Source organism: Xanthomonas sp. BRIP62409 (assembly GCF_003992965.1).
Classification (GTDB): domain Bacteria; phylum Pseudomonadota; class Gammaproteobacteria; order Xanthomonadales; family Xanthomonadaceae; genus Xanthomonas; species Xanthomonas euroxanthea.
This window is the reverse complement of record NZ_QEZJ01000030.1, coordinates 189,123-196,208: the sequence shown is the minus strand read 5'-3', so window position 1 is coordinate 196,208 and position 7,086 is coordinate 189,123. Positions and strand designations below refer to the sequence as shown.

Here is a 7,086-nt window from a genome sequence, read left to right as displayed (position 1 = left end):
GATCGGGAGTCGGGAGTCGGGAGTCGGGAGTCGGGAATGGGAATTAGGGCGACTGCGCTTGATGTGGGATGACTGCGTGTTCCGGGTATCTGTCTATCAGCCCGTTACGCGTTGCCCGGCATCGTCCAGCACGCGTTCGCCGTCTTCCTTGACGAAGCCGTGCGTCGCCGGCGGCAGCAGGTCCAGCACCCGTTCGGAAGGGCGGCACAAGCGCGTCCCCAGCGCGGTTTGCACGAAGGGTCGGTTGATCAGGATCGGATGCATGAGCATGGCACTCAGCAGCGCTGCGTCGTCCAGCGCGGGATCGTCGAGCCCGAGTTCCAGATACGGGGTGCCTTTCTGACGCATGGCCTCCCGGACCGGGATGCCGGCGGCAGCGATCAGGGACTGCAGTGTTTCGCGTGTGGGCGGGTGTTGCAGGTAGTCGACTATCTGCGGCTCGATGCCGGTATGACGGATCAGGGCAAGGGTGTTGCGGGAGGTTCCGCAGTCGGGGTTGTGATAGATGACGGCGTGCATGGAAGCCTGGTGCGCGGGGTTGCTGACACTATAAATCGCTGCGATGGAATGGCATGCGCAACCAGCGCAGCGCGCCGATGCCGATGCCGATGCCGGCATCAGCATCCGGCATCAGCATCTCGCCAGCAGGCGCCAGTGCACGGCTTGCGCACGTTGGTGCATCCGCGCTGCCTGCACAGGCCCTGCCGCCGGCCTGGGCGGACTACGGCCCCTCTCCCCTCGGGAGAGGGGTTGGGGTGAGGGTACGGGCCGAAATGCAGATAGACCGATGCTGTACTCAAGCTCCGCCGGGCTCCGCGCGTGCCCTCATCCGCCCTTCGGGGCACCTTCTCCCAAGGGGGAGAAGGGAGACGTGATCCGGCTACTGGCGGACAAGACGGCCTCCGGCCCGGACAGTTCGCGTCAAAACGCTGGCCAGTCCGCTCGCCAATCGCTGTTGCGCGACCCCGAAAATCCCTCGACGCAAGTGCGCAGGTAACTGTTTCAGGCGCTCGTTTCGCATTCAGCACCCTACATGTCAAAAGATTGACACACATCACGGATTCATGATTCAGTCATGAACAGACTGAAACGGAAGGATTCCCCCGACGCTGGTGTCTGCACGGCGTCCCTTTTCCCTGCTGGACCCAAGGAAACCCCAACGATGATGAGCTTTCGTAAGCCCGGATGGATGCTGTCCGGTGTGTTGTGCGTCGTTTGCCTGCCGGCCATGGCCGTCGCGCAGGAGGCAGCAACCAGCAGTTCCAAGGTCGGCATCGACCCCGCCACCGGCAAGCTGCGCCCGCTGACCGACGCCGAGAGCGCGGCGCTGGACCAGCAGGCCGCCTCGGCCGCCCGCAGCAGCGCTGCCCGCACTGCGGTGCCGCAGACCGAATCTGCCGCACGCGCGACCGAGCGACGCCTGCCCAACGGCACCGTGGCGCGCAAGTTGCCGGCCACGCAGATGAGCTCACTGATGGCGACGCGCCAGGCCGATGGCCGCATCGTCATCGAGCACGGCGAAGACGCCGCCACCCAACCCGCCCACGCCGAGCACGGAGCGCTGCCGCATGAATAAGCCCTTGTTGCTGCTGTCCCTGGCCGTGGCTGCCGCCATCGCGCCGCTGCACGCCAGCGCCGCCAACGTCACGCTGATCAATGGCGACGCCGGCACCAGCGTCGGCTTGAACGACCCCACCAGCGCTGCGCCATTGGGCGGCAACCCGGGGCGCTCGGTCGGCGAGCAGCGTCGCATCGCCTACCAGTACGCGATGGACCTGTGGGGCGCGGTGCTGCAGAGCAATGTCGAGATCAAGGTGTATGCCTCGTTCGCACGGCTGACCTGCACCGCCACCGGCGGCACGCTGGGCCAGGCCGGCCCGAACTGGATCGTCAACGACTTCCCCGGTTCCAAGCCCAATACGCTGTATCCGTCCGCGCTGGGCGATGCGATCGCCGGGCAGGACCTGGTCCCCGATCCCAGCGATCCGGCCGACGTGTTTTCGCAATTCAACGGCGACCTGGGCAAGGACGACTGCCTGGCCGGCTCGGGCTGGTACCTGGGCCTGGACGGCAAGACGCCAGAAGGCCAGATCAACTTCCTCAACGTGGTGATGCATGAGATCGGCCACGGCCTGGGAGCGGCGGGCTTCCTCAACAAGACCACCGGCGTGCTCGGCTCGGGCAGCGGCCTGACCGACGTCTACACCGCGCAGGCCTTCGACAACGTGCAGAACAAGCGCTTCGACGATCCGGCCATGACCAACGCGCTGCGTGCCGAAGCGATGCGCACGCCCGGCCGTACGGTCTGGGCCGGCACGCGCGTCAACCGCGAGGCGGCGCTGATCCTGGATCCGCGCACCCTGTTGCAGGTGAGCGCACCGGCCAGCGCGGCCGGCAAGTTCGAGGTGGGCTTTGCCAGCTTCGGGCCGCTGGCCACGGCGGCCAATTTCCCGGCACGCGCAGTGGTGACGGTCAATGACGGGGTGGCTGCCGCGTCGGCCAGCGATGGCTGCGAAACGCCGTTCGTCAATGCGGCCGAGGTGGCCGGCAAGGTGGCGCTGATCGACCGCGGCACCTGCGCGTTCGCGATCAAGGTCAAGAACGCACAGCTCAACGGTGCGGTGGGCGTGATCGTGGCCAATAACGCATCCGGCGTGCAGACGATGGGCAATGCCGCCCCGCCGATCACCGACATCACCATCCCCGCCATCATGGTCTCGCAGGCCGATGGCGCGCGGCTGAAGGGCAGCGCCGGAGTGGTGGCGGCGTTGTACGAAGACCCCGAGCTGCTGCAGGGCACCGACAGCGCGGGACGCACGCGCTTGTACGCGCCCAGCGTGGTGGCCGGTGGTTCGACGTTCTCGCACTTCGATACCGACCTGCAGCCCAACGCGTTGATGGAACCGTTCGATACGCCGGAAGTGCAGGCGCATCTGAACATCGACCTGACCCCGGCGCTGTTTGCCGATATCGGCTGGACGCTCAATCGCGGGCTGGCCAAGCTGGGCAGCTGCAATACGCTGGTGCCGACGCTGGAGACCGGCGGGCTAATTCCCGGCGCGAACATCTCGGCCGAAAACAGCCTGTGCAAGGCGCAGAACGCCGGCAACCGCCTGGGTTACCTGACCTGCATGGACGAGCACGCGCGCGAGTTGCAGAACCAGGGGGCGATCAGCCGCACTCAACAGGCGGCGGTATTTGTCTGTGCCACCAAGGTGCGCCCGTAATCCGCAAGATTCACTGCGTGTAATGCGAACGGCGCCGTCAGGCGCCGTTCGTTTATCTGCAATCACCCTATTCAACGCAAGCGGATCGGCTGCCTGCCAACGCAGGCGTCGCGATTTCGCTTCAGCGTCTGCCATTCCCGCACGGAGCTCGCTCCCCGCTGCGATTGAGCGATGCGCCGCAAGGTTGCTGCTGCCTGCTATGAGCGGCAACGGTTCTCGATGCGCCGCTGCACGTCAGTCACTGCCGCGCGTGGTCACCCGCGTCCGGTACCGGCGGCAGGCCGAACACATCGCGCAGATAGCGCAGGTAACCGGCGTCCTCGCACATGCTCTTGCCCGGCGAGTCGCTGAGCTTGGCCACCGGCTGCCCGTTGCAGCGGACCATCTTGATCACGATCTGCAGCGGCGTCGGCCCCAGGTCGTTGGTCAGGCTGGTGCCAACGCCGAACGCCAGCCGGCAGCGCGTGTGGAAGTGCGCGTACAGCCGCATCACCTTGTCGATGTTGAGACCATCGCTGAACACCAGCACCTTGGTCGCGGGGTCGATGCGGTGTGCCTGCAGGTGAGCGATGACACGCTCACCCCATTCGAACGGGTCGCCCGAATCATGGCGCATGCCGTCGAACAGCTTGCAGAAATACAGGTCGAAGTCGCGCAGGAACGCGTCCAGCCCCACCACATCGGACAGGGCGATGCCCAGGTCGCCGCGGTACTCGCGCGCCCACGATTCCAGCGCGGCCACCTGCGAGTCGCGCAACCGCGGCCCCAGTGCCTGGAACGCCTGCAGATATTCGTGCGCCATCGTGCCCAGCGGGGTCAGGCCGTAATGCTTGGCGAAATACACATTGCTGGTGCCGACGAACTGCGCGCCCAGGCCGTCGCGCAGCAACGGCAGCAACTCGCCGTGCCAATGCCGCGAATAGCGCCGCCGGGTGCCGTAATCGGCAATCTTGCAGCCGGCCGGCATGCTGCGCAGGCTGCTCACCTTCTCGCGCAGGCGGCTGCGGCCTTCCTCGAAATCCGGCTCGGAGGTGTTGCGGAACCACACCTCGTTGATGATCGCCAGCAATGGCACTTCGAACAGGATGGTGTGCAGCCACGGGCCGCGGAGGGTCAGCTCGATCTCGCCCGGATGGGTGGTCGATGCCGACAGCTGCAGGTATTTGCGGTCCAGATGGAACAGTGCCAGGAAGTCGGCGAAATCCGGCTTGATGAAGCGCAGGCCGCGCAGATAGGCCACCTCGTCCTCGTGCAGCCGCAGCCGGCACAGCGCGTCGATCTCACCCGAGATCTCGTCGATGAACTGCGCCAGATCCACGCCGGGCGTGCGGCATTTGAAGCGGTACTCGACCTGCGCGGCCGGATGCTGATGCAGCACCGCCTGCATCATGGTGAATTTGTACAGGTCGGTGTCGAGCAGCGAATGGATGATCATGCCGCCGGATTATGCCCGCAGCGGTGGGCGTGCCGCGTGCAAGCCGGTCGATGCGCGGGGGCGGCGGCACGCAAGCTGGCGGCAGTGCGCCGGGCCATCACCTTGGCGATACCTCGGCAATGGCGCTGGGCAATGTCCCTGGACGATGCCCAGCGCCATCGCTCAGCGCGCCAGCACCTGCTGCGCCGGTTTGCCCTGCACGGTGAAGTCGCTGTCGCCCGGCCCGCCGGCCTTGGGATCGGTGTACCAGCACCACAGCGCGATGCCTTCCACCCCGTGCGCCTGCAACACCTTGCGCCACTGCTGCAACACCTGCAGCTGCAGGCGGGTGTCGACGGCGGCGGCGCGTTGTTCCGGGCTTTCCCAGGGTGCGGCCAGGCTGCCGCGTGCAGACCTCAGGCCCAGCTCCGCAACCCACACCGGCTTGCCCACACGCTGGCCCAGTTGCTGCAGGCGCTGCGCGGCGGCGTTCATCTCGGCCGTGCGGGCGGCGGCCGCTTCGGACAGGCGCGGATACAGGCTGGTGCCCACCGCATCGAACAACGACCAGTAGCGGAAGCTTTCGGCATGCTCCATGCCGTCGGCCACGTACAGCAGCTTGCCGCGGTAGACCTTGCGCACCTCCGCCACCAGGCCGGGCCACTGCGGCGCGTCCTGCAGCTTGCGCAGTTCGGTGCCGATCACCAGTGCTTCGGCGTGCTCGTCTTCGGCCAGCCTGGCCAATGGCAACACCGCGTTCTGATACGCGGCAAACCAGGCTGCCTGATCGGTGGGCGCGGTGTCGCCGGCCCAATGCCCGGGAATCCACACATGCACCTTGAGCGTGGCCTGCAGGCCGGCGTGGTGGCTCTGCCGCAACGCGGCGCGCATGTCCTCCACGCTGCTGTCGCTACCCAATACCGGGTCGTTCGACTGCGGGCTGGCCTGCCACACAAACGCCACCAGCAGCGCCTTGCTGGCGCCGGTCTTGGCCAGCGCATCCAGCGACTGCCCCGCAGCCTCGCTTTGCCACGGCGCATTGGCCGAGACCTTGACGTTGGCGCCCATCCACGTCGATGCATCCGCATTGCAGCCGTTGGCCAGCATGCACGCCCCGACCAGCAACGCGGTGCTCAGAACGCGTTTGAACATGTGGCAGATGCCTCGGTGGTGGACGCTGCGGTGCTCCGCGCACAGTCCATTGCACCAATGGCCGCGGTGTTCTTGCCCGGCTGCACCATCGCCGCAGTGGCAGCCGCAGCGGGCGCACTGGCGCCGGCAGCACCCTGCGTGGCCACGGCATCGCCCACGGCGGTCGCCGCGGTGGGCGGCAACTGCGCCGCGTCCGCTGCCGGCGTCGCCGGGCCACTGGTCGGCAACGACACCGGCGCGGTCATCACCACCGCCTCGCCCTGCAGCAGGGACTGCGCGTCGGCAGGCGCCGCACGCATCCAGCTGCCCCAGCCCTGCGGCTGTACCCAGGCCGCCCCGATCAGGCCCAGCAACAGCAGGCCGGCGGCCTGGGTGCGCTGATCGGCATGCAGTGCGCGCAGCAGCAACGCGGCCGGCACCCACAGCAGCAGCAAGGCGTCGAACCCGGCCCAGCCGAAGGCGAACGCCAACGCCGCCGCACAGAGGACGGTGCCGGCACTGGCCACCACACCGCGCGTGAGCGCGCTGCTGCGGCTGCGGGCCAGCAAGGCCAGGACCGGGAAGCAGACAACCGCCGCCACGCCCCAGCGTACCGCCGGCAACCAGCCTTGCGCATGCTCGGCCAACGGCAGCGGCAGCGGATGCGCGCCCTGCCCGATGCTGGACAGCGTCGGCCATGGTGCGTTGAACACGGTCAGGTTGACGTAGGCCCACATGCCGACCAGAAACGCGAACGGCAGGTAGCACACCAGGTAGAACGAGCCCGGCGCCTTGCGCAGCATCTGCGGCGGCATCACCAGCAGCAGCCACGGCGCCACCATCGTCGACAGCGCCAGGGTCTGCAGATCCAGGCACAGCAGGATGCACAACCAGCCGGCGATACGCAGATAGGTGAAGGCCTCCACCGGTGTCTGCAGGCGGCGCAAGGTGCGGCATAGGCCGTAGAACGCCAGCAGGCCCAGCGCCTGGCTTCCGCCCGCGGCGATTGGCAGCAGGAACAGCGGATTGCAGCCCACCAGCACCGTCAGCCCACTGGCCCAGCCACGTCCGAACACGCCGGCCAGATCGCGCCACAGCAGCGACAGGAACAGCGCGTTGGCGGCGACCGCCAGGAACGGCCAGACCTGGAACGGCAGATTCCAGCTGTCCAGCCCCAGATTGATCGCCCACGCCAACACGCCGGTTGCCGGCAGGCCGGCTGCTGGTGCGATGGCCGGTGCGGCGGAGCCGGCCGACTGCAGCAGCAACGGCTGACTCAGCAGCGACAGCGCCACCACGGCGACCAGAAACGCC

The 7,086-nt window shown here is 67.5% G+C and carries 6 protein-coding genes; 2 read left to right on the top strand and 4 right to left on the bottom strand.

Annotated elements, in window-relative coordinates:
- Positions 1 to 96 precede the first annotated feature (96 nt).
- Positions 97 to 519, bottom strand: a complete 423-nt coding sequence (gene arsC, locus EO170_RS18520) for an arsenate reductase (glutaredoxin) (RefSeq protein ID WP_104585587.1) — start codon at positions 517 to 519, stop codon at positions 97 to 99.
- 643 nt (positions 520 to 1,162) lie between these two features.
- On the opposite strand from arsC, the gene EO170_RS18515 reads away from it, so the two are divergent.
- Both EO170_RS18515 and EO170_RS18510 read left to right on the top strand, forming a co-directional pair.
- On the top strand, positions 1,163 to 1,576 hold the full coding sequence (locus EO170_RS18515; protein WP_104585548.1) for a hypothetical protein: 414 nt from the start codon (positions 1,163 to 1,165) through the stop codon (positions 1,574 to 1,576).
- On the top strand, positions 1,569 to 3,227 hold the full coding sequence (locus EO170_RS18510) for a PA domain-containing protein (RefSeq protein WP_126947228.1): 1,659 nt from the start codon (positions 1,569 to 1,571) through the stop codon (positions 3,225 to 3,227). The genes EO170_RS18515 and EO170_RS18510 overlap by 8 nt, the downstream gene beginning before the upstream one ends.
- A 238-nt stretch (positions 3,228 to 3,465) precedes the next feature.
- On the opposite strand, the gene pncB is transcribed toward EO170_RS18510, so the two are convergent.
- The 3 genes from pncB to EO170_RS18495 all read right to left on the bottom strand — a co-directional run bounded on the left by pncB (position 3,466) and on the right by EO170_RS18495 (position 7,070).
- Positions 3,466 to 4,662, bottom strand: a complete 1,197-nt coding sequence (pncB, locus tag EO170_RS18505) for a nicotinate phosphoribosyltransferase (RefSeq protein ID WP_115677932.1) — start codon at positions 4,660 to 4,662, stop codon at positions 3,466 to 3,468.
- A 162-nt stretch (positions 4,663 to 4,824) separates the two neighbouring features.
- Positions 4,825 to 5,793 carry a glycosidase-like protein gene (locus EO170_RS18500; protein WP_119131826.1) on the bottom strand — a complete coding sequence of 323 codons (969 nt, stop codon included), beginning with the start codon at positions 5,791 to 5,793 and terminating at the stop codon, positions 4,825 to 4,827.
- Positions 5,775 to 7,070: a hypothetical protein gene (locus tag EO170_RS18495; protein WP_164741097.1), complete on the bottom strand. Its 1,296-nt coding sequence runs from the start codon at positions 7,068 to 7,070 to the stop codon at positions 5,775 to 5,777. Before EO170_RS18495 ends, EO170_RS18500 begins: the two co-directional genes overlap by 19 nt.
- Positions 7,071 to 7,086 lie beyond the last annotated feature (16 nt).

What these genes read in the sequence shown, in the direction of transcription:
- arsC (WP_104585587.1), bottom strand. Translation starts at nt 519, where the DNA reads ATGCACGCCGTCATCTATCACAACCCCGACTGCGGAACCTCCCGCAAC.
- EO170_RS18515 (WP_104585548.1), top strand. Translation starts at nt 1,163, where the DNA reads ATGATGAGCTTTCGTAAGCCCGGATGGATGCTGTCCGGTGTGTTGTGC.
- EO170_RS18510 (WP_126947228.1), top strand. Translation starts at nt 1,569, where the DNA reads ATGAATAAGCCCTTGTTGCTGCTGTCCCTGGCCGTGGCTGCCGCCATC.
- pncB (WP_115677932.1), bottom strand. Translation starts at nt 4,662, where the DNA reads ATGATCATCCATTCGCTGCTCGACACCGACCTGTACAAATTCACCATG.
- EO170_RS18500 (WP_119131826.1), bottom strand. Translation starts at nt 5,793, where the DNA reads ATGTTCAAACGCGTTCTGAGCACCGCGTTGCTGGTCGGGGCGTGCATG.